Below are 19,065 nucleotides of genomic sequence, written 5' to 3'. Positions count from 1 at the left end.
GCTTATGTATTACTTAACACCTAGCTCGCGTAAGCGTTCTTGCAAGTAGCTATCCGCGGTGTAACGCTCTGAAAGTACAACGTCTGGGCGCGGGTGTAAAAATAACGGTAATGAAATACGCGACTTAGTAGACGCTTTACCCGTTGGATTAATAACACGGTGAATCGTAGACGGGAAGTAACCGCCAGATGCTTCTTGCAGCATATCGCCAATGTTAATAATTAGGCTACCAAAATCACAGGGTACATCTAACCAACCGCCGTCTGTCTTTTGAACTTGTAAGCCTGGCTCGTTTGATGCTGGTAATACGGTTAATAAGTTAATATCTCCATGAGCAGCAGCACGAATAGCACCAGGCTCTTCATCACCCGTCATAGGTGGATAATGTAAAATACGTAGCAATGTTTGATCCGAGTCTGCAATCATATCTTTAAGATCAATCGAAAACTTAGCACGCACATCAGCAGGCGCCTCAGCTTGAACCCAGCTTAAAAGTGTTGCAGCAAACTCATTTGCTAAGCGGTAGTACTCACGTACGTCGGCTTCAAGCTCAGCAGGTACACGCCCATTTGGGTAAACATGAAAGTATTCTTTAATGTCTTTAATGGTAAAGCCTTTAGCTACTTCAGACACTGAAGGCGGAAAGTAACCGTCTTGTGTTTCTTTAGAGTATAAAAAGTCGTGCTTTTGCTCTGAGTTAAAAAAGTCTTGCCAGTTTTTGTAAATAGACTCAACTAAAGACTGTGGAATTGGGTGATTTTTTAAAACACCAAATCCAGTATTTCTTAACGATTCAACAAATTGTGCAGCCGCATCGGGAGCTTTATAATCAACAGTAGGTAATTGCATTGTACGTTCCAGTGAATAGGTTGTTTGAAGTGAAGTACTTCAAATACTTTTAAGTATATAAAGTAGCAAGGACTTCATTATAGCGCCATGCGAGGATAGACAAACAGCCCCAAAAACATAAGGACATATGTCCGTAAAGTGCCACCATCAAAGCGTGCGTTGATCAAGATCAATAAATAAAAGCCATTGAATTTGCATTCATTAGTACTTATATCTGGTCTAGTATTACAACGTATTTTATTGGTTCAAAAAGGCGCCCCATGCGACAAAAAGTATCTTTTAAAAGTAATAACTTAGAACTTGCCGGACAACTTGAACTCCCCGATGGCAACATAAAATTTTATGCCCTATTTGCCCATTGCTTTACCTGCGGTAAAGACATTGCCGCAGCAACGCGCATTAGTCGTGCTTTAACTCAACAAGGAATTGCTGTACTGCGTTTTGATTTTACAGGCCTCGGTAACAGCGATGGTGATTTTGCTAACAGTAACTTTTCATCAAATATTCAAGACTTAGTATCTGCTGCTGATCATTTAAGAGAGCACTTTAAAGCCCCGCAATTGCTCATTGGTCATAGTTTAGGGGGAGCTGCCGTGCTTGCTGCTGCACAATATATTCCTGAAGTTACAGCTATCACAACAATTGGCGCACCGTCAGATGCGCAACATGTAGCACATAATTTTGAAGCCCATTTAGATGAAATAAACGCAGATGGCGAAGCAAAAGTGAGTTTAGCTGGGCGCGAATTTACCATTAAAAAGCAATTTATCGACGATATAGCTAAATACGATAAAAGCCACATAAGTAAACTTAAACGCGCTTTATTAGTAATGCACTCACCGGTTGATACAACCGTAAACATTACTGAAGCTGAAAAAATTTACGCATCCGCTAAGCACCCAAAAAGCTTTATAAGTCTAGATAACGCCGATCATTTACTGACTAATAAAAGCGATGCCGACTACGCTGCAAAAATCATTGCACATTGGGCAAACCGCTACGTAAATTTCGCATAAGAAGAACTTGCCATTACGCGCTGCTAAAACGGCGCGTTAACCTACTAATTCATAAACTTAGCAATTTCTTTACTCATTCTCTTAACCAGCCAGTTGGGGCCACCATCATACATACCGTTATGGCGAGATTTTTCAATACGAATTTGAGTAACCGGAAATTCGTCCAACTCTTTATCGCTTAAAAGCACATCTGCATCAGCTGGGTAATCACTGGCTCTGAGTGTTAATACACGAATATTTTTATTACGAGGCAATAACATACGACGATGATCAAGCGTAATTACAACGCTTACTTCATCAGGGTACATTGCGGCATACAAGGCTGAAATATCTCCACCATTAGAATGACCAAATAAAGTGAGCTTTGAGAAATCATACTCTGCGTATTTGGCTGCTAATTCATTGACTAAAAACTTAAGAGTGACCACACCGCGGTGCCAGTTCTCCATGCGGGTAGTCATGTAAGGGGGATGTACATTTAACGTAGGGTCGGTTTTTAATTCGTGGGCCACTGCAATTACTAGATAACCTTGTTTATTAAACTCATCACTGGCAAAAGTATAGCGATTGTGGCTCATACCATACCCTGCATTTATAAGGACAACGGGGCATTTATTTTGTTTACTGCATTTAACGTTATTGGTTGGTAACGAAATGCTAACTGGGATCTCGCGATCACGGCTAATGTCTGTAATAAACGCTTCGCTTGCATAGGAGCTTACACTTATAAAAAGAAGTGTGAGATAAAAAAGTGTTTGATGCATATTACTTAACATATTGTTTATTATAATTAATACCAGTTAGTTTAGGCGCTTTATAATCTTAATAACAGCCTTTAAAGTAATAATAGTCTGTGTGGTTATGCCAAATTTATTACATTTAAACTGCAGATTAATAAATGTTGAAAAAGACTAACAGCCGCAAACACAAAATTGTGCGATAATAGATGCAATTGTTCCAATATACTCAGTAAAAGATCCGACACATGAAATCATACAGCACCATTGAACAGCGCATTGAAATTCTAGAAGAAAAGTTAGCCTTAATTAATGATGAAATTAGCACATTAAAAACCCCCGCTAAAAACAACAATGAACGCATTATATTTAAGTTTATTGAAACCGGCAGTACAGGTAAAACAAAGGACTTTGTTCGTGAATTAGGAATTAAATCACCGCGTGATGGACTGTTTTCATCGGGTGATGTTACTGCTTTAATTAAAAATGGCGCTGACGATATTTCACCGGCGTTACTAGCGATTGCTAGGCAACTAGCCAGTGCACGCAATAAAAATGGCCCTAGCCGATAATTAAACAACACATGTAACGTTTAGAAGCTTAGGTATCGCCTTTGCTTCTTTTGTTTTAGCTAACCTTTATACTTAACCCTTTCCTCTTCACAATTATCAATGGCTATAGTCGCCTCTCTCTGGTAAATCTTTTCTAAGCGCAAGTACCGCAATATAAATTAGCCCGAATAGTGGAAACAATCCTAAGCACCCGCCTACAAAGGCTAAAACACCGGGGCTGGTGCTTTTTCGCTTACCTATTTTTAGCTAATTACAGCAAAAACAGGGATACACAGCACAATAAGAAAAGCTAAAAACTCGCCAAAAAAAGTGACATTAATTGACATGGAAATTCCTTTTTATAGTGGTTAAATTACAATCTGCGCTAAATTTAACCACAAAAAAACCCTTAAGCAAACAACTTAAGGGTTTTTAAATTCAACGCTTTAAACTCAGCGCAAATTACTCTTCGCTAGGGGCTGCTTTTTCTACCACACTGATTGCCAGTTCAGTTAACGAATCACTATTCGCTTTGCTAGGTGCGTTTGTTAATAAACAAGACGCTTGTGTAGTTTTAGGGAAAGCAATAACGTCACGAATGTTATCTGTTCCGCATAAAAGCATAACTAAACGGTCAAGGCCAAATGCTAAACCAGCATGTGGTGGTGTGCCGTATTTAAGGGCATCAAGTAAAAAGCCAAACTTATCTTGCTGCTCTTGTGCCTCAATACCTAAAATTCTAAATGCGGCTTCTTGCATATCTGCATTATGAATACGTACCGAACCACCACCTACTTCGTAGCCGTTTAATACCATATCGTAGGCATCTGAAATAGCCGCTGCTGGGTTTGCTTCAAGCTCACTTGCACTAATATCTTTTGGTGCTGTGAACGGATGGTGTACTGCGTGAAGCGTACCTTCATCGTCTTCTTCAAACATTGGGAAATCAACAACCCAAAGTGGTGCCCAACTGTTAAGGTTAGTGATTTCTAAATCTACACCAATTTTAAGGCGAAGCGCGCCCATTGCTTCATTTACTGTGTTGCGCTTATCTGCACCGAATAAAATAATATCGCCAGTTTGTGCGTTAGTACGCGCAAGTAACTGGGTAATTACGTCTTCGTTTAAAAATTTAGCAATTGGCGATTGCACGCCTTCAGCGCCTGCATCACGGTCGTTTACTTTCATCCACGCCATGCCTTTAGCGCCGTAAATACCAATAAACTTAGTGTAATCGTCAAGTTGCTTACGCGAAAGCTTAGCGCCACCCGGTACTGTTAATACAGCAACGCGGCCTTTTTCGTCATTAGCTGGGCCTGAAAAAACGTTAAACTCTACATCTTTTACTAAATCTGCAACATCAACTAATTTCATTGGGTTACGTAAATCTGGCTTATCAGAACCGTATAAGCTCATTGCCTCGCTGTAAGGCATAATTGGGAAGTCGCCTAAATCAACGTTTAGTAATGACTGCCACATTTCACGAATCATTTTTTCAGTCATGCCACGTACTTGATCCGAGCTCATAAACGAGGTTTCTAAATCTATTTGCGTAAATTCAGGTTGGCGATCGGCACGTAAATCTTCATCACGGAAACATTTAACAATTTGGTAGTAGCGGTCAAAACCCGACATCATCAACAATTGCTTAAACAACTGTGGTGACTGTGGCAATGCGTAAAAACTACCTTTGTGGACACGGCTTGGTACTAAATAGTCACGCGCGCCTTCTGGCGTTGCTTTTGTAAGCACCGGTGTTTCAATGTCTAAAAAGCCGTTTTCATCTAAAAAGCGGCGAACAAAGCTGCTAGCTTTAGCGCGTAATTTAATACGGTCACTCATCTCTAAGCGACGAAGGTCTAAATAGCGGTACTTTAAACGACGCTCTTCAGAGTTTGTTTGGTTAAAGTCAAGCGGTAAAGGCTCTGAACGGTTAATAATTGTAAGCTCGGTGCCTAAAATTTCTACTTCGCCAGTTGCCATGTCTTTATTTACTTGGCTTTCTGGGCGAGCACGTACAACCCCTTTTAACTGAACACAAAATTCTTGACGAAGCTTGTTCGCTGTATCCATTAGTCCTTCAACTTCTGGATCGAATACAACTTGTACTAAACCTTCTCTATCGCGTAAATCGACAAAGATAAGTCCACCAAGGTCACGTCGTTTGTTGATCCAGCCACATAGTTCAACTTCTTGATCTACGTGAGTTTTATTTAGCTGTCCGCAGTATATAGAGCGCATAGTTTTCCTGTCAGATAAAAGGCTTCAACGGTAAAAATTATTTGTTTATATAGGCGCATAATTTAAAAAAAGGCCACCACACTTCAAATAAAGCCGTAAGCAATCTAAGAATATTCAAATTAAGCCCTGCATTATACCCAAGTAGGTTGAAGATGCTAGGCGTGTTTGGTGTGTTGGTGTTAATTTAAAGCAGCCACTGTTGGTATTTGCTACACTGGCGCCACGATGTAATTTATTAGCTATTTTTTATGTTATATATTGGATGCCCTCAGTGGTCTAGCACTGCATGGAAAGGCAATTTATTTTCAAGCCAATGTAAAAACGCCGACATGCTAAGCCAATACGCGCAGCATTTTAATTCGGTAGAAGGTAACACCAGTTTTTACGCCGACCCATCACCCAGTACTGCTTTGCGCTGGGCACAAAGCGTACCTGACGATTTTAAATTTACCTTTAAATTTCATCGTCGTTTTAGCCACGAACTACAGCTTACCAATGTGCAAAAAGAACTTACCGATTGGCTAACCCTATTTGCTCCTTTACTTGAAAAAACAGGGCAAATAATGCTGCAATTACCCAAAGCATTTGGCCCAAATGATTTATCTAAATTGGCACACTTTATTAGCTTACTGCCTAAAGAGCTTACCTATGGTGTAGAAGTACGCCATGCTGAGTTTTTTAAAAAAGGTGAAGCCGAAATAGCGCTTAATCAGTTATTAATGGCAAACAACATAAATCGTATTTCTATGGATACGCGAGCGCTTTTTGCAGTAAAGCCAACCACCGAAGCGTTAATAGATGCGCAGCAAAAAAAACCTCACTTGCCGGTGCATGCAATTGCCACGGGGTCAGAGCCTATGGCACGGTTTGTGATTGCTGATTTACAAAACGACTACCAAACCTTTTATAAGCCGTGGCTTAGTAAAGTAAAACAATGGCTTGATGAGGGTAAATCCCCTTATGTGTTTTTTCATACTGCTGATAATCGTGAGTCGCCATTACTTGCACGCCAATTTTGTAAAGATCTTGGGTATAACCATAGTGTACTCAATCCGTTTAGCGGCGAGAAAGAAGCGCAGCAACATGCCCTTTTTTAAAAATAAAACAAGAATATAGAGACATAAAAATGAGTGAATACGCCCGTTACTTTACAGGCTACCCTGCAAATATTGTTGAGCAAGTATTAAGCCTAATTAGTAACAACAAGGCTTGTGACTACTTACTTAAAAAGTACCCGCAAGCGCACACCATAACCACCGATAAACTACTTTATAGCTACGCCACCGAGCTTAAAAAGCAGTATTTAAAAAACGCCCCACCATTTGGCCGCGCAGCATTTAAAAAACAAGGCGACATGGTCACCAACGCATTGGGTACGCACACCTATCGTATGCAAGGCAAAACCCGTAAACACGATTTAGCCATAAACAGCGATTTATTGCGCGCCCCCGAGCCTTTATTAAAAGCCTTAGTTGTACACGAGCTCGCACACTTTAAAGAAAAAGATCACAATAAAAGCTTTTATAAACTGTGCTGCCACATGGAGCCGAGTTATCACCAATTGGAGCTGGATTTACGGATATTTTGTGTAGTGGTAGCGATGGGAGAAAATCCTTATGGCTTGTAATCTCAGATCAGTTTCCATTGTTACTTTCCTCTTCCCAAATTGAAATGTATTTATCCTTCAAAATTTGTAGAGAATTTTCAAACCTTATGTGTGTTTCTTGCGACTCATTTAAAACCCTAGCTAATTCTTCAGCACTATTGTTAAAGCAAGCTCGATATATTTCGATATTTTTTTTAAAGTTATTTATCTGTCCTGAACATTTAGTTGCATATATATAAATAAGTTCTGCACTTCCACTATCAAATTTATCAAGGCACCTTTTTAAAACTAGCGACGTTGAATGTGCCTTCCAAGCGTAAGAAGTGGTTCTATATGATAAGGTAGCTAGCCCAAATTCATTTTTTTCTGTTAAATCCTGAACAGCTTCGCAACCTAGTGATTCAAGTTCATCAAAAGTATTAATGAAAAAAGATAGTAGCTGTTGCTGCTTCTCGTGTTCTATATTTTTTAGAAATGCAATTTTTTGCTCTTCTTGATACCTTACTGCTAGATCCTCAGCCAATAGCCGATCTTTTGCGGCTTGTTCATTAGCAGAAGCTTGGGCTGTATTACTTGCAGATTGAAGGTAAACGGTACATATAATCGCAATAAAAGAGAAGAAAGAAAGTATAGGACCTAATACCCCACCAAAGAAACTTCCAAAGTGAGACCAAGTCTCAGTGGTTCCTCCGATTCCTACACCTAAACCTTTGAACCAAAGTGTAAAGATGACAACCATTGAAACTATTGCTAATACAATTAAGGAAATCAAAACTCCTTTAAAAATTTTATTATTTTTCTTATCGATAACTGCCATGTAATCCCTTTCCTTTAGGTTTTATTTTTTATTCACAAAAAACGCGATTTAAAATCGCGTTCTCTTTGGTAGCTTTTCTAGTGACCGCTGATAGCTAAACAATACCAACTCAAAAGCACGTTGGGTTTCGTTTCACTCTACCCAACCTACGATTACAACCCTAGTTCAGCCATAAAGTCGTCATCAGCATCGTCTTGCACGGGCTCTTTTTTAGCCTGCGCTTTCTCAGCTTTTTGTTTAGCTTCGTTTTCGATAATGTCATCTGGGTCAATGGCTTCAATAATGTCAAAGTCGTGTAGTTTTATAAACTCTGTTTTATCCATTGCCAGTTCTAAGTAGAAAATATTTTGATTGCGGGTAGTAAAAGTAACGCGGCGCGCTTGTGGGCGATCCATTGTGGTATCGACCGAAATTTGCACTTGTTTATTAATTGCCATCATTTTCGGCTGATTTTGCGTAATAGAGGTATGAAGTTGTTCGCGCACTTTAGAGGTAAAGTCGCCTACAATTTGGTTCATTAACTCGCCCATTACGTTTGAAACATCGTCTGACAAATGGCTATGTGCTATTTCTTCTTCCGGCATACCCATGTTACGCATGTAGTCGCCGTATATTTCCATTGCTGCTTGCGATGTGAAGTTGGTGACAACAAGCCCTGTAAATCCGCCATCAAATAATACAAAGCAACCAATGTCTGGTCGCATGCAGGTGCGTGTTATTTTTTGCACCATGGCTGAGTAACTTATTTCGTTACCACTTGCTGATGAAAGTACCCCTGTCACTGAGTGACAAAGTGTTGCTAGTATATCGTCGGTGCTAATAACTTTACTTTTGCTCATTTAACGTTCTCTTTTGTACTTATTATTCATAATTCTAGCCAACCTACTGAATTTATCACTGACTATCCAGCATAAAATGTTAAAATAACCTTATTATTTTTAAAGAGACTGCCTTCGTGACCATAAAAGACAGTATTTACGCCTCTGAGCAACAAGTAAAAGATTTTAGCTTTGACCAAAATGTGGTTGAAGTATTCCCCGATATGATTCAGCGCTCTGTGCCTGGCTATGCCACTATTGTTAGCACTATGGGCAAATTAGCGGGGCAATATGCACAAAGTAATTCTAACTTGTATGACTTAGGCTGCTCGCTTGGTGCAGTAACGCTGAGTATGCGCCGTAATATTCGCACCGATAATTGCCATATTATTGCAGTGGATAACTCACAAGCCATGGTTGAGCGTTGCAAACTGCATTTACAGGGTTTTAAATCTGAGGTACCTGTAACCGTTACTTTAGGGGATATTAACGAGCTTGATATCAAAAATGCATCGGTTGTGGCAATGAACTTTACACTGCAGTTTATCCCTCATGCGCAGCGCCAAGCTGTTATTGAAAAAATATACGCTAATTTAAAGCCTGGCGGTGTGTTACTACTAAGCGAAAAAATTAAAGCTGAAAACGAGCAATGCGATAATTTATTGATTGATTTGCATCACGACTTTAAACGTCATAATGGCTACTCTGAGCTTGAAATAAGTCAAAAACGTACCGCAATAGAAAATGTAATGCGCCCCGACACACTCAGCACGCACCTTAACAGGTTAAGTGATATTGGCTTTAGCCAAACACAAGTGTGGTACCAATGTTTTAATTTTTGCTCAATGGTAGCAATTAAATAATAAAGAGTAATTTATGTCTCAATGGTTTAATCAATTTTACGCTGCTATTGCACAAAGCTCACTTAGCCACTGGCTAGAAACTCTACCCGCTCAATTAAAACATTGGCAGTTAGAGGCAAGCCATGGTGATTTACCAAAATGGCAAAAAGTACTTAAAAATTTACCAGTAGTAAAAACAACTCACGTTGATATCGCCACTAAAGTAGAAATTGGCGCACCAGGGGAGATGAGCGAAGGCGAGCAAAAGCAAGCTACACATTTATTAAAACGCATGATGCCTTGGCGCAAAGGCCCATTTAATGTGCATGGTATTGAAATAAACACCGAATGGCGCAGCGATTGGAAATGGGACAGGCTCCTTCCACATATTGAGCCGTTAAAAGGCCGTACCGTGTTAGATATTGGTTGTGGCTCGGGGTATCATTTGTGGCGCATGCGCGGAGAAGGCGCTGAGTTTGTAGTGGGTATTGATCCGTCTGACTTATTTTTATGTCAGTTTCAGGCCATTAAACATTATAACCCAGACGAGAACGTACATTTACTTCCGCTAGGTGTTGAAGCCCTACCAGAACTTAAAGCCTTTGATACGGTATTTTCGATGGGCGTGCTTTATCACCGTCGCTCACCTATCGACTTTCTAGCACAATTGAAAGCACAGCTTCGCCCGGGTGGCGAATTGGTGCTTGAAACGCTAGTAATTGAAGGCGACGAAAACACAGTACTCGTGCCTACCGACCGCTACGCAAAAATGCGCAATGTATGGTTTATTCCAAGTACTGCTGCATTAAAACTGTGGATGGAGCGCGTTGGCTTTAAAGATGTACAAATAAAAGACTGCGCAATTACCACGCTCGACGAACAACGTAAAACTGATTGGATGGAAAACGAATCGTTAGTCGACTTTTTAGACCCAAACGATACAAGTAAAACCATTGAAGGTTACCCTGCCCCACTCAGAGCAATACTCACAGCTAAAGCCTAATTACTATATTAAGTTTTATTTTGTTATTAAAAAGCGCCGTTGGGCGCTTTTTTGTTTACTAATACAGCAACTAGCGGACAAGTGTCCTTGTTAATTATTTCAAAGCTATATTTACGCTAGCCGCGCAGGTGCAATTGTTGTAAAATACGCGCGTTTCTAAGCAACCCAAAACAACTATTTTGAGGAAAACCTGTGAGCGAACAAAAACAGTCTCTTAGCTATAAAGACGCGGGCGTAGATATCGACGCTGGTAATGCACTTGTTGAGCGTATTAAAGGCGTAGTTAAAAAAACCCGTCGTCCTGAAGTGATGGGCGGAATTGGTGGTTTTGGCGCACTGTGCGAAATTCCTGAAGGTTATAAACAACCAGTATTAGTAGCGGGTACTGATGGTGTAGGTACTAAATTGCGTATGGCAATTGACCTTAAAAAGCACGATACCGTAGGTATTGACTTAGTTGCTATGTGTGTAAACGATTTAATTGTTCAAGGTGCTGAACCCCTGTTTTTTCTAGATTACTATGCTACAGGTAAACTAGACATAGACACAGCAGCAGACGTAGTAACCGGTATTGGTAAAGGGTGTGAAATTTCAGGTTGTGCCCTAATTGGTGGCGAAACAGCAGAAATGCCAGGTATGTATGATGGTGAAGACTACGACATGGCAGGTTTTTGTACTGGTGTGGTTGAAAAATCTAAAATTATTGATGGCACTAAAGTAGCTGCAGGCGATCAGCTTATTGCGCTTGCATCTAGCGGCCCTCATTCAAACGGTTTTTCTTTAATTCGTAAAGTACTTGAAGTATCCAACGCCGACACTAATCAAGTTATAGACGGTAAAACACTAGGCGAGCATTTATTAGAGCCTACACGTATTTACGTTAAACCGTTACTTGAGTTATTTAAGCACGTTGACGTACATGCCCTTTCGCATATTACGGGTGGTGGCTTTTGGGAAAACATTCCACGCGTACTACCTGCATCTGCTAAGGCAGTGGTTAAAGGCGATAGCTGGCAGTGGCCACCTATTTTTAACTGGTTACAAGAAAACGGTAATATTACTACGCATGAGATGTACCGCACATTTAACTGTGGTGTAGGCATGGTTTTGGTTGTTCCTGCGGATAAACTTGAGCAAAGCTTAACTATGCTTAAAGATTTAGGTGAAAACGCTTGGCACCTTGGCGAAATCCAAGATGCGGCACCAGGCGAAGAGCAAGTAGACATTGTAGGTGGTGCTAAGTAATGGCACCCACTCGTCTAGTAGTTTTAATTTCAGGCAGTGGCTCTAATTTACAAGCCATTATAGATGCCTGTGAACGTGGCGAGATAAACGGACATATTGCGGCTGTTATTAGTAATAAAGCAGACGCGTATGGCCTAGAGCGTGCTAAAAATGCAGGCATTGCAACGCAAGTCCTTAGTCATAAAGATTTTGACTCGCGCGAGGCCTACGATGCGCAGTTAATGAACGTTATCGACTCTTTTGAACCAAATCTAGTTGTATTAGCTGGGTTTATGCGTATTCTTACACCTAGCTTAGTGCAAAAATATATTGGAAAAATGTTGAACATTCATCCATCTTTGTTGCCTAAGTACCAGGGGCTGAATACCCACCAAAGAGCAATTGATGCAAAAGACGATGTTCATGGCGTAAGTGTTCACTTTGTAACTGAAGAATTAGACGGTGGTCCGGTTATTCTTCAAGCACAAATACCTGTACTCAAGGATGATACAGCAGACACATTAGCAAAACGCGTGCACGAACAAGAGCATATAATTTATCCTTTGGTGGTCAAATGGTTCAGTGAACAAAGACTTACTATGGAAGCAGATTATGCGGTTCTTGACAAAAAACAACTTCCTGCACACGGCGCGCACTACCCACAATAAAAAAATAAGCGCCCTAATGCTATGTGCGGGCGCTTTACTTCCAACAAGCCTTATTGCAGGCGAATTGACTCAATACGAAGCCAAGTATGATATTTTGCGTAAAGGCAGTAATCACGGTAAAGCTATTCGTACTCTTAAAAAAATCGATGAAAACACATACAGAATAAAATATTCCAGTGATATTGACTGGATGATTTTTACTGATGTGCGAGAAGAGTCTTCAACTTTTACTTTCAAAGAACAAAAGATAATACCATCACATTATTATCAAAAAAGTGAAGGGACTTTGCCTGATGAAGATTATAAGCTAGATTTTGACTTCAAAGCGCAAAAAGTAATGAGTAATCAAAGCGAATACCCTCTAAACTGTCAATGGCATGATAATTATCAAGACGCAATTTCGTACCAAGTTCAGGTTCGTGAAGGGTTAAAAAAAGGTCAAACTAACTTCTCTTTTCCGCTTATTGATAAAAAAGGTAAGTGTCGGGAATATAATTTCGAGGTTGTTGGTACAGAAATGATTTCTTTGCCTATAGGTAACATTGAGGCAATTAAAGTTAAACGCTTATACGATACCGACAAACGACAAGCCCTCGCTTGGTTTGCACCTGAAATGGATTACATGCTTGTGCGCATGTGGAAAGGTAAAAAAGGCACTGAACAGTTTGAAGTTCAAATGAATTCATTTACTGTGACTGCCCCAACCGCAACGGTTGACCACACTAAAAACCTTCAAGCTAATTAACTGAAAGTTTATTTGTAAAATAGGTGGGCTATATAAGCTCACCCATTTTAAATAACGAAAACTCTCCTGGCTCCATTTTTTTCCAACGTTCATCGTTTGTAAGCGGCCTTGTTGCAATGACAGTGACCACATCGTTTGGGGTTGTCTCTTTTTGAAAATCAACCACCATATCAGCATCAATTAATGTAGCTTTGCCAAATGGCGCACGGCGCGTTATGTAATGTAAGTTATTTGTGCAATACGCTAAAACAAATACACCATCGGTCAACAGCATATTAAATACACCTTTTTCACGTAACGTATGTGAAAGCTTTGCTGCGTATCTAAATACTGACGCCATGTTAGAAGGTCGCTTTGGGTATTTTTCACGAATTTTATCCAGCAACCAACAAAAAGCGAGTTCACTGTCGGTGTTGCCCACTGGGCGATAATATTCGGGTTTTAAATCGTGATAATTAGAAAGCTGGCCATTGTGTGCGTAGGTTATTTCGCGCCCCCATAGCTCACGCGTAAACGGATGAGTATTTTCAAGGCATACCCGACCTCGATTACCTTGGCGTATATGGCTGATAACCGAAACGCTTTTTATAGGATAAGCTTTAACAAGCTTAGCAATTTCAGATTTATAGCTGGGTTCAGGATCTTTAAATGTTCTACAGCCCTTACCTTCATAAAAAGTAATACCCCAGCCATCTTTATGCGGACCTGTATTACCGCCTCGCTCCAAAAGACCAGAAAAACTAAAACAGATATCAGTAGGTACATTGGCTGACATGCCAAGTAATTCACACATTTATAAATAGCCCTTAAAAAATACGGATAAATAGCAGTACATTTTACAAAAAAAATTTTGCTAGATTAGTTGCATATTTACTTAAAAAAATCATTATGACTACCTGAATTATAAATTTTTAACGCTCTGAATTAATAAAAAACATAATGTGTATGGCAAAAAGCACTATTCGTCCCCTTAAAAGGTATTTTGTAAAGCAAAACTTCTGACTTTTTACTATAATTTTACACGCTAATTTACTTGAAACTTGAGCTGACTAGCGCTACTCTAAATAAGGTGGTCTGACCTCTATTAAGGAATTAAAATGACACTCATATCTACACTCGGTTTAATCGTACTGCTGTGCACTGCGATTTACCACAGAGCGAGTTGGAACACAGCACTTGGTGTTTCTGCTGCAACGTTATTAATTGGTACCTTTGCGGGTGCTTTTGGTTTAATTAGCTGGTTGATCTTTTTGGTCATCGCAGTGCCTCTTTCAGTTACTGGTATTCGCCAGCAATACATCATCAAACCTATCTTTACGGTATTCAAAAAAGTAACACCGAGCATGTCTGACACTGAAAAGTCAGCAATCGATGCGGGTACAACTTGGTGGGAAGCTGATTTATTTTGCGGTAACCCAGATTGGAAAAAGCTACATCAATACCCTGTGCCTAAACTTACTATTGAAGAACAAGCCTTTATAGACGGCCCTGTTGAAGTAGTATGTAGCATGCTAGACGATTGGGAAGCAACACACGAGTTAACTGATTTACCGCAAGATGTATGGCAATACCTCAAAGATAATAAATTTTTTGCCATGATCATTAAAAAAGAATACGGCGGTTTAGAGTTTTCTGCGTTTGCTCAGTCTTGTGTACTTCAAAAACTAACGAGTAAATCAACATTACTTTCGTCAATTGTTGGTGTTCCAAACTCATTAGGTCCAGGTGAATTATTACAACACTATGGTACAAAAGAGCAAAAAGACCATTACTTACCGCGCTTAGCTAGCGGCCATGAAATTCCATGTTTTGCATTAACATCACCAGAAGCAGGATCTGACGCAAGTTCAATCCCTGATTACGGTGTTGTGTGTAAAGGACAATGGAATGGTGAAGAAGTTGTAGGTATAAGCCTAACGTGGAATAAGCGCTATATCACGCTTGCGCCCGTGGCAACGGTGCTTGGGCTTGCATTTAAATTACAAGATCCAGATGGCTTATTAAGTGATGTGAAAGAGCCAGGTATTACCTGTGCGTTGATCCCAACAGATACTCCTGGAGTAGAGATTGGTCGTCGTCACTTCCCGCTTAACGTACCATTCCAAAATGGTCCTACTCGCGGTAAAGACATTTTTGTACCTCTTGATTACATTATTGGTGGCCCTGATATGGCTGGCCAAGGCTGGCGCATGCTAGTTGAGTGTTTATCGGTAGGCCGTGCGATTACATTGCCGTCTAACTCTGCCGGCGGAATTAAAATGATTGCCACCGCTACGGGTGCATACAGCCGTATTCGTCGTCAGTTCCGTTTGCCAATTGGTAAAATGGAAGGTGTTGAAGAATCAATGGCTAAACTAGCCGGTTACGCATACAGTTCAGACGCTGCAGTAAGCATGTCGACTGGCGCGGTTGACTTAGGTGAAAAACCGTCTGTTGTATCAGCGATTATTAAATACCACTTAACCGAACAAATGCGCGATGCAACAATCCATGCAATGGACGTTCTTGGCGGTAAAGGGATCATGCTTGGTCCAAATAACTATTTAGGTCGTGGCTATCAAGGTGCACCTATTGCCATCACCGTTGAAGGTGCAAACATCCTGACCCGTAATATGATTATTTACGGCCAGGGTGCCATTCGCTGTCATCCATTTGTACTTACAGAGCTTGGTGCATGTGAAATTGAAGATCGCGAAGAAGCGCTTAACGTATTTGATAAAGCGCTAATGGGTCATATTGGCTTTACTATGTCGAACCTAGTGCGTACTAAGTGGCTTGCCCTTACAGGTGCTCGCTTTACAAGTGTGCCTTACCATGACGAAACAGCTGAGTTTTACCGCATAGCGTCTCGCTTTAGTGCTTCACTTGCGCTTATGTCTGACATAAGCATGGCTGTATTTGGCGGCTCTCTTAAACGTAAAGAGCGTATTTCTGCACGTTTAGGTGATTTATTAAGCTACCTATACTTAGTATCTGCAACGCTTAAACGTTACAACGACGAAGGCCGTAAGAAAGAAGATTTTGCGCTAGTTCAATGGAGCTGTCAGGATCACCTTTACCACTGTCAACGTGCGCTTGCTGACTTGATTAACAACATGCCTTCTGCACCACTTCGTGGCGTATTGAAAGTGTTATTGTTCCCGTTTGGTCGCCCGGTGCGCAAACCGACTGATAAGTTAGAGCATAAACTAGCTCAAATCTTACAAGTACCTAGCGAAACACGTAACCGTTTAGCAAGTTATGTATACTTAACAAATGAGCCTCTTAATCTTGTAGGTCGTCAGGAGCAAACGCTTAAAGACGTACTAGAAGTAGAGCCGTTATTTGAAAGAGTATGTAAAGAAAAAGGTGTGAAACTGCCGTTTTTCCAACTTGATAAAGTAGCGCAAATGGGTCTTGAAGCGGGTATTTTAAGCCAAGCCGAAGCGGATAAGTTAGCCGCTGTAGAACAGGCTCGTTTAGACGTAATTAACGTAGATGACTTTGACCCTGCTGATTTGCTTGCAGGCAAAGCCGCTCGAGATAGTGTTATTACAAAAGTGGATGCTGCTTAACTAATTTAGTAAAGCAAGCAGCCCAACGGTAGAAATAATCCAAACCAGCGCATAATGCGCTGGTTTTTTTTGTGCAAAATAAACCTGCAATAAACACCACATAAAACCCAAGCTTAATAACATACTGTTTAATCTCTCAAACGTAATGCTATAGGTTATAAAGGCTCCTAAAAGCAACAGTATACTGGGTATAAACTGGCTGATATTAAACGCTCGCGCCTTATGAGTCATTTTGAAAAACAAGCGGTATTGTTCATAAACCTTAGTACAATCAAATTGTAATGAGCTGCTAAAAAGTACAATAAAAGCAATTGCCACAGTATCTGGTATATTTACAAGATCTGGACGCTTTTCTAATAAAGCAGCCGATGCCATAAATACACATAAAAGTAACGATATACGCCATACCAACGTCCAGCTATGGTTTATGAAGTAACAAAACCAAAAACCAAACAAAGAGCGCACACTCACCATCCTATTTATATTAATTACCGGTATAAAAATGCTAAAGAAAAAGATAATTGCATAACCCAGATGATAAATAAGCGGTGATAACTCAACAGAAGTTAATAAAAATAAAGTGCTAAAAACAAACCCATAAACGAGTGCACTAGGTTTGTATAAACAGATAATGCCTAAACCTAACTGAAGGCATATAAAAACGATAAAGTGCGGTACTTTTATCCACTGTACTAAGGTTAAATCAAGTGCTACCAGCAGACTCGCTATAAGCCAGCCATTGCTAATAAGTAGCAATTTTATATCTGCTAAATTTAACCAGCTTGGACGAGCGATTGTGCGCTGAAATAACCGTTGATTGCTATTCTTAATTGCCGGTTTCATTGCGCTTAACATCACGCTTTGCAATAACAAATAAAACAGCGCCATTTGAGCACCACTTAAAGGCGCATCTGTACTGTCTATAATTTTCCCTAAACCTAAAAAGAGCAACAGCACCAAGCCCAAAATGGATGAACCCAATACCACTAAAAATATCAAACCAAAGCTCTTTAGCTGCACTAGCAGCTGCTTAAGCTCAAGCGTGTATGCTAAGTACCGATAGCTTATAAACGCATGGTACTGCTCAAGCCTGCTTTTTACGCTCACAAAACTCATAACGGCACACATCTGAAACCATGTGTGGTAAAGACTGCAGGCTCATGACAAGTAATAATAATTTGCCCATTCGGCTTATCAATCAAATAAACATCGAGTAAGTTTAAAAGGTACTGAATACTCATTTGATCAAGTGCAGCACTTGGCTCATCAAGAAATAAGTAAGGTGACTTTCGCATTAGCGCTAAAATAAGCTGACACTTTTTTTGATTGCCCGAAGACAAGGCACTAAATCGAGTATTTAAAAATTCAGTAAAGCTAAACCCTTTAACTAATTCATGTGGCCACTGGCAATCGACTGTGCGAACAGACAAATCAATGATTTGCTTAGCTGTTAAAAAATCAGGTAACGTAATTCGGTCACTGGCAATCGCTACTGTTTTTGTAGGCTCACTTAAAGTACTGCCGGCAAATAAAAATGAGCCACTTTGTGGTTTATCAAGCCCTGCTAACATCATAAGTAATGTAGTTTTACCGTGGCCATTAGGCGCTTCTATACAGAGTTTTTGATCTGAAAAAACCTGATTATAATTTTTGAAAACTACATTGTTGAAAAACTGCTTATTTAAGCCAACGACTTCAATCATAAAATATCCCTTTAAACTAAGGTTTTATTATAAGCCGACAAAGTAAAGAGGCAAACTTATTGATTTGACTACTGCTGTAGCTAGAAGTACTTACTCATTTTTATAAATAAACTAATACCAACTCGCTTAATTAGATGATCTATTTTGAGGCTGGAAAAACGTGTTAATAGCCAGACAAAAAATTCGCTATTTAGTTGTTCTTGGCAATTGCTCCTGCATTGCTCTACCTTCTGCATCCATGCTGTTGTAAAAGAGAATTTTTTAACAAGGTAGCGACACGCTTAGCCCCGCAAAATGATTAAGTATTATTGCGGATTTGTATAAAACAACTTAATTAGCTCTGAGGTAATCTGTGGCGGTAAAAAATTTAGGTAGTGGGTTTTATTTAATAACGAAAAATAGCATCTACAGTGACGTTATAAGCCTATTCAATGCAAATACATGTGTATATTTAAAAGTATTATTTAAAACACAAAAAATGAATGAAAATAATTATTTATTAATTTTTATTTAATAGTTTGGCAGTATTAATAATTCTAAAATTTAAAATACTAGAAATGCTTTTGGTGAAAACTAAATTATGCTTATAACCTTGTTATTGAGGAAATAACAATTGGCGGAGTGGACGGGACTCGAACCCGCGACCCCCGGCGTGACAGGCCGGTATTCTAACCAACTGAACTACCACTCC

At 39.9% G+C, this 19,065-nt stretch carries 17 protein-coding genes, 1 tRNA gene and 2 pseudogenes; 10 read left to right on the top strand and 10 right to left on the bottom strand.

Translation table 11 applies throughout. The features are described from left to right. Positions 1 to 9: 9 nt before the first annotated feature. Positions 10 to 849 carry an isopenicillin N synthase family oxygenase gene (locus KZZ04_RS17295; RefSeq protein ID WP_058552807.1) on the bottom strand — a complete coding sequence of 280 codons (840 nt, stop codon included), beginning with the start codon at positions 847 to 849 and terminating at the stop codon, positions 10 to 12. A gap of 260 nt (positions 850 to 1,109) precedes the next feature. Here KZZ04_RS17295 and KZZ04_RS17290 point away from each other — a divergent pair. Continuing rightward, a pseudogene (locus KZZ04_RS17290) lies at positions 1,110 to 1,853 on the top strand (alpha/beta hydrolase family protein); the annotation flags it as partial. 56 nt (positions 1,854 to 1,909) lie between these two features. Here KZZ04_RS17290 and KZZ04_RS17285 read toward each other — a convergent pair. Further along, positions 1,910 to 2,629, bottom strand: coding sequence for an alpha/beta hydrolase (locus KZZ04_RS17285; RefSeq protein ID WP_219423461.1), 720 nt, complete (start codon positions 2,627 to 2,629; stop codon positions 1,910 to 1,912). Between the two features lie 221 nt (positions 2,630 to 2,850). Here KZZ04_RS17285 and KZZ04_RS17280 point away from each other — a divergent pair, with 221 nt between their 5' ends. Continuing rightward, positions 2,851 to 3,174, top strand: a complete 324-nt coding sequence (locus tag KZZ04_RS17280; protein ID WP_006794033.1) for a hypothetical protein — start codon at positions 2,851 to 2,853, stop codon at positions 3,172 to 3,174. 96 nt (positions 3,175 to 3,270) lie between these two features. On the opposite strand, the pseudogene KZZ04_RS21310 reads toward KZZ04_RS17280, so the two are convergent. After that, a pseudogene (locus tag KZZ04_RS21310) lies at positions 3,271 to 3,500 on the bottom strand (hypothetical protein). A gap of 115 nt (positions 3,501 to 3,615) precedes the next feature. Beyond that, the gene (gene aspS / locus KZZ04_RS17275; RefSeq protein ID WP_219423459.1) at positions 3,616 to 5,394 is read right to left on the bottom strand and encodes an aspartate--tRNA ligase; all 1,779 of its coding nucleotides are present in this window, start codon (positions 5,392 to 5,394) and stop codon (positions 3,616 to 3,618) included. 248 nt (positions 5,395 to 5,642) lie between these two features. On the opposite strand from aspS, the gene KZZ04_RS17270 reads away from it, so the two are divergent. Then, the gene (locus tag KZZ04_RS17270) at positions 5,643 to 6,491 is read left to right on the top strand and encodes a DUF72 domain-containing protein (protein ID WP_219423457.1); all 849 of its coding nucleotides are present in this window, start codon (positions 5,643 to 5,645) and stop codon (positions 6,489 to 6,491) included. Between the two features lie 29 nt (positions 6,492 to 6,520). Continuing rightward, positions 6,521 to 7,021, top strand: a complete 501-nt coding sequence (locus tag KZZ04_RS17265; protein WP_219423455.1) for a M48 family metallopeptidase — start codon at positions 6,521 to 6,523, stop codon at positions 7,019 to 7,021. Between the two features lie 7 nt (positions 7,022 to 7,028). On the opposite strand, the gene KZZ04_RS17260 is transcribed toward KZZ04_RS17265, so the two are convergent. Beyond that, on the bottom strand, positions 7,029 to 7,817 hold the full coding sequence (locus KZZ04_RS17260; protein WP_219423453.1) for a hypothetical protein: 789 nt from the start codon (positions 7,815 to 7,817) through the stop codon (positions 7,029 to 7,031). A gap of 152 nt (positions 7,818 to 7,969) precedes the next feature. Continuing rightward, the gene (locus tag KZZ04_RS17255) at positions 7,970 to 8,656 is read right to left on the bottom strand and encodes a DUF3334 family protein (protein ID WP_006794039.1); all 687 of its coding nucleotides are present in this window, start codon (positions 8,654 to 8,656) and stop codon (positions 7,970 to 7,972) included. Between the two features lie 116 nt (positions 8,657 to 8,772). On the opposite strand from KZZ04_RS17255, the gene cmoA reads away from it, so the two are divergent. From cmoA to KZZ04_RS17230, 5 genes are all read left to right on the top strand, one after another. Further along, positions 8,773 to 9,498 carry a carboxy-S-adenosyl-L-methionine synthase CmoA gene (cmoA, locus tag KZZ04_RS17250; protein WP_058552814.1) on the top strand — a complete coding sequence of 242 codons (726 nt, stop codon included), beginning with the start codon at positions 8,773 to 8,775 and terminating at the stop codon, positions 9,496 to 9,498. Positions 9,499 to 9,511: 13 nt separating this feature from the next. Next, entirely contained in the window at positions 9,512 to 10,480 is a 969-nt protein-coding gene (cmoB, locus tag KZZ04_RS17245; protein WP_219423451.1) for a tRNA 5-methoxyuridine(34)/uridine 5-oxyacetic acid(34) synthase CmoB, read from the top strand. A gap of 192 nt (positions 10,481 to 10,672) precedes the next feature. After that, on the top strand, positions 10,673 to 11,725 hold the full coding sequence (gene purM, locus KZZ04_RS17240; RefSeq protein WP_219423449.1) for a phosphoribosylformylglycinamidine cyclo-ligase: 1,053 nt from the start codon (positions 10,673 to 10,675) through the stop codon (positions 11,723 to 11,725). Next, on the top strand, positions 11,725 to 12,372 hold the full coding sequence (gene purN, locus KZZ04_RS17235; protein ID WP_006794043.1) for a phosphoribosylglycinamide formyltransferase: 648 nt from the start codon (positions 11,725 to 11,727) through the stop codon (positions 12,370 to 12,372). Before purM ends, purN begins: the two co-directional genes overlap by 1 nt. Positions 12,373 to 12,388: 16 nt before the next feature. Then, positions 12,389 to 13,117 carry a DUF3108 domain-containing protein gene (locus KZZ04_RS17230; RefSeq protein WP_219423447.1) on the top strand — a complete coding sequence of 243 codons (729 nt, stop codon included), beginning with the start codon at positions 12,389 to 12,391 and terminating at the stop codon, positions 13,115 to 13,117. Positions 13,118 to 13,145: 28 nt separating this feature from the next. Here the strand turns inward: KZZ04_RS17230 and KZZ04_RS17225 are convergent, their stop codons facing one another. Further along, positions 13,146 to 13,910 carry a class II glutamine amidotransferase gene (locus KZZ04_RS17225; RefSeq protein ID WP_058405638.1) on the bottom strand — a complete coding sequence of 255 codons (765 nt, stop codon included), beginning with the start codon at positions 13,908 to 13,910 and terminating at the stop codon, positions 13,146 to 13,148. 304 nt (positions 13,911 to 14,214) lie between these two features. Between KZZ04_RS17225 and fadE the strand changes: the two genes are divergently transcribed. Further along, positions 14,215 to 16,671, top strand: coding sequence for an acyl-CoA dehydrogenase FadE (gene fadE / locus KZZ04_RS17220; protein WP_219423445.1), 2,457 nt, complete (start codon positions 14,215 to 14,217; stop codon positions 16,669 to 16,671). Here fadE and KZZ04_RS17215 read toward each other — a convergent pair whose 3' ends face one another. The 3 genes from KZZ04_RS17215 to KZZ04_RS17205 all read right to left on the bottom strand — a co-directional run bounded on the left by KZZ04_RS17215 (position 16,672) and on the right by KZZ04_RS17205 (position 19,065). Next, positions 16,672 to 17,787 (bottom strand): DUF6136 family protein, encoded by a 1,116-nt coding sequence (locus KZZ04_RS17215; protein WP_219423443.1) that lies wholly within the window; start codon positions 17,785 to 17,787, stop codon positions 16,672 to 16,674. It abuts the gene before it with no gap. Continuing rightward, positions 17,784 to 18,374, bottom strand: a complete 591-nt coding sequence (locus tag KZZ04_RS17210) for an ATP-binding cassette domain-containing protein (protein WP_219423441.1) — start codon at positions 18,372 to 18,374, stop codon at positions 17,784 to 17,786. The genes KZZ04_RS17215 and KZZ04_RS17210 overlap by 4 nt, the downstream gene beginning before the upstream one ends. 614 nt (positions 18,375 to 18,988) lie before the next feature. Further along, positions 18,989 to 19,065 (bottom strand) — tRNA-Asp (locus KZZ04_RS17205).

Source organism: Pseudoalteromonas sp. CR1 (genome assembly GCF_019392235.1).
In the GTDB taxonomy this organism is placed as follows: domain Bacteria; phylum Pseudomonadota; class Gammaproteobacteria; order Enterobacterales; family Alteromonadaceae; genus Pseudoalteromonas.
Note: the sequence above shows the minus strand (reverse complement) of the source record. Positions and strands in the feature narration are given on the sequence as shown.

Bases quoted from the DNA above. Each gene is read 5' to 3' on its own strand.
- KZZ04_RS17295 (WP_058552807.1), bottom strand. From the start codon at position 849: ATGCAATTACCTACTGTTGATTATAAAGCTCCCGATGCGGCTGCACAA.
- KZZ04_RS17285 (WP_219423461.1), bottom strand. From the start codon at position 2,629: ATGCATCAAACACTTTTTTATCTCACACTTCTTTTTATAAGTGTAAGC.
- KZZ04_RS17280 (WP_006794033.1), top strand. From the start codon at position 2,851: ATGAAATCATACAGCACCATTGAACAGCGCATTGAAATTCTAGAAGAA.
- aspS (WP_219423459.1), bottom strand. From the start codon at position 5,394: ATGCGCTCTATATACTGCGGACAGCTAAATAAAACTCACGTAGATCAA.
- KZZ04_RS17270 (WP_219423457.1), top strand. From the start codon at position 5,643: ATGTTATATATTGGATGCCCTCAGTGGTCTAGCACTGCATGGAAAGGC.
- KZZ04_RS17265 (WP_219423455.1), top strand. From the start codon at position 6,521: ATGAGTGAATACGCCCGTTACTTTACAGGCTACCCTGCAAATATTGTT.
- KZZ04_RS17260 (WP_219423453.1), bottom strand. From the start codon at position 7,817: ATGGCAGTTATCGATAAGAAAAATAATAAAATTTTTAAAGGAGTTTTG.
- KZZ04_RS17255 (WP_006794039.1), bottom strand. From the start codon at position 8,656: ATGAGCAAAAGTAAAGTTATTAGCACCGACGATATACTAGCAACACTT.
- cmoB (WP_219423451.1), top strand. From the start codon at position 9,512: ATGTCTCAATGGTTTAATCAATTTTACGCTGCTATTGCACAAAGCTCA.
- purN (WP_006794043.1), top strand. From the start codon at position 11,725: ATGGCACCCACTCGTCTAGTAGTTTTAATTTCAGGCAGTGGCTCTAAT.
- KZZ04_RS17230 (WP_219423447.1), top strand. From the start codon at position 12,389: ATGCTATGTGCGGGCGCTTTACTTCCAACAAGCCTTATTGCAGGCGAA.
- KZZ04_RS17225 (WP_058405638.1), bottom strand. From the start codon at position 13,910: ATGTGTGAATTACTTGGCATGTCAGCCAATGTACCTACTGATATCTGT.
- fadE (WP_219423445.1), top strand. From the start codon at position 14,215: ATGACACTCATATCTACACTCGGTTTAATCGTACTGCTGTGCACTGCG.
- KZZ04_RS17215 (WP_219423443.1), bottom strand. From the start codon at position 17,787: ATGAGTTTTGTGAGCGTAAAAAGCAGGCTTGAGCAGTACCATGCGTTT.
- KZZ04_RS17210 (WP_219423441.1), bottom strand. From the start codon at position 18,374: ATGATTGAAGTCGTTGGCTTAAATAAGCAGTTTTTCAACAATGTAGTT.